Below are 2,325 nucleotides of genomic sequence, written 5' to 3'. Positions count from 1 at the left end.
GTTGCGTTCGTGCTGGCCGGGCGCGATCGACGCGAACATCCATCCGCTACAGACGGCCGATTCGGCCGGTGGCTCGATTCCCATCACATGGGTTGGATGCATCATCGGCATTGAGGAACGGGAAAGTCGCCTCAGGGAGACGGGATTTCAGGTGACGCGCTCGAGGCTTCGCGGCCCCGCTCCGCACAGCCGTGTCCCTCGGCGAAATTTTCGAGCAGCGGCTGCCAGCAAGCGCGAGCGACAACAAACCATCCCTCATCGCGCAAGAAGCTCCTGAAGCCGACCAACTTTAGGGGGACCGCTGGCGCGGACTTCATCGTGGCGCGAGCAGCAGTCCCCACAATGACGCCGGATGGATTTGAGCAAGACGACATGCATCGAGCATCAGAGGTTGCAAAGCTGGGGCGGACATAGATTTACTTCGTTTGGCATCCTTATCCTCCCGTAGTGGCCAACTCAGAATCGCCCGGTGTTTAGTATCGGGACACTTGTTTCCTGCAAATCGCCTATCAGCATACCTATCAGCGTGCGTTTTCTGCTTCCGGCCGAGCCCAGTCCTTGATGGATTTCTACAAATTTTCGCTCCCATTGCCAGGAGGCGATGCAGCATTACTGAATTTATAATCGTGACGAGATTCTGTTTTGGGCGTCTCGGGGAGTCCTAGCACGTAGTCAAGCCCAAGGTCTCGTCCATACTTGTGCCTTTCCACCACGAAGCCCATGCCCTTGAGAACCGATAACGTTGATATACACCCGGTATATCCATCGTCGTACCGCCAATGGGCCAAATAGCTCCCCTCGTCGTTGAACAGGTTGCGGCAGGCGGCGCATTGAACAAAGAGGCCCCGGTACGGTTTGACATTCCGAGTGGCGGTTTGTATTAGGTCCAGTGCTACCGCTGCCTCCGCTAGGTCTGTCCTGGCCTGCCTGCGCCTTTTCGCGCTGTGGAGATTCTCTAAAGCGCGCTGCGCGCTGGCTACGGCATCGAGCGCGACTGCCTCTTTTTCTCGGAGAGTTGTCGTCATCTTCGTATCCCGTTGTTTTGCGGTGAAGGCCGCTTTAATTATTGTGCTCCGCGGGCGCGTAACGCCCACAGGCTAATCCGATATCGGGTGGACTCGTTTGCGAATTATTCTTCTTAGCCGCTCGCCGTAGTCCGCAGCGAAAAGCTACCTTCGCTCATGCGCGATCATCTCCCCGCAGACGATTTGCTTCCGGTCCGGGACGAGGGAAGCGTGCGAGGTGCTGTTCGAGCCAAGTTGTCACGGCGCAGATGATGTCCCGATGCGCCGGTGACCATACGATCGTCTAAGCAATTGACGACTAATCCGGAGCGCCCGAAAAGCATAGGAGCGCGCCTGTTGGCCGCTTCAGCATCCCTCACACGTCACATCCTCGCAAGCGATTGACCTCACACAGCCCGATACCAAAACACACGCCAAACCAATTTCGTGCCCACTGCTTGCCATGGTCAACGGCTTCGGTGCGCGAGTGGAACCCTGCCAAATCACCGCTCATGACAACGACATCGGTTGCAATTCCATCGGCACCGCTGATGCTTATCCTCGCGTGCGCGATGAACTCGCCGTCGGCCCTGCGCGGAGTGGGATCGACTTTGAACCGGTCAAGATTGCTTTGCATTGAACTTCCTATCTCAGCCTACGATGACAGAGAACGGTCGCAGCACATTCGCGAGCGAATTCCCAGGGACGGTGAGTAGCAAAGGCAGTCGCGCATCACGCGCTCAGCCCAGTCACCACGAATGCCGCTTCTTGTTCGAATAGGAAGGGCTGTTCGATTTGATTACGTGACGCGGTTTTGACCGCATTGCACGGTCTCCGGTGTGGTACCGGTACATTGAACCGGATCCTGAAAGGCAGTGAGTCGGCCGCTACAAAAGTCAGCAGTCCATCCTACCCTCTGTGCAAATTTTGTATAGCGAAATCTTCGCGCGGTTCGCGCTGCAACGAAGTCGCCGTCTATCCTTCGTCTCCAGCGTAATAGCGCGCGGCGGCCTCGAGCATGCGCCGACGCTCCGCCCGCACATAAATCGACGTTGTTCGCAAGGACGCGTGTCCGAGGATCGCCTGGACGACATCGGTCGGCCTCTCGCGTGCGACGGCCCGTGTCCCAAATGTATGTCGAAAAGCATGCGCCCGTGTTCGCCAGTTGCACGAGGTCGTCCGCGCTAAATTCGCGCCAGCGCAGCGGCCTGCACGCTCAAGCGTTGCACCGCCATGCGCACGAGCCGTCCTACGGCATCGACGGTGTACGGCAATTCTTCCGCGTTCACGTCGTGCCGATCAAGCGCGGCGCGCGTGGCAG

2 protein-coding genes are annotated in these 2,325 nt (G+C 58.0%); both read right to left on the bottom strand.

Features of this window, described 5'->3' with window-relative positions; genetic code table 11:
- Positions 1–1,380 precede the first annotated feature (1,380 nt).
- Entirely contained in the window at positions 1,381–1,641 is a 261-nt protein-coding gene (locus tag AWB74_RS44090) for a hypothetical protein (RefSeq protein WP_087039586.1), read from the bottom strand.
- Positions 1,642–1,979: 338 nt separating this feature from the next.
- Complete coding sequence (locus tag AWB74_RS44085) at positions 1,980–2,279, bottom strand: tyrosine-type recombinase/integrase (RefSeq protein WP_087039585.1); 300 nt, start codon at positions 2,277–2,279, stop codon at positions 1,980–1,982.
- Positions 2,280–2,325: the final 46 nt, after the last annotated feature.

The organism is Caballeronia arvi (assembly GCF_001544695.2).
Taxonomy (GTDB): domain Bacteria; phylum Pseudomonadota; class Gammaproteobacteria; order Burkholderiales; family Burkholderiaceae; genus Caballeronia; species Caballeronia arvi.
The sequence above is the reverse complement of the archived record's forward strand: the minus strand, read 5'-3'. Positions and strand labels throughout refer to the sequence as shown.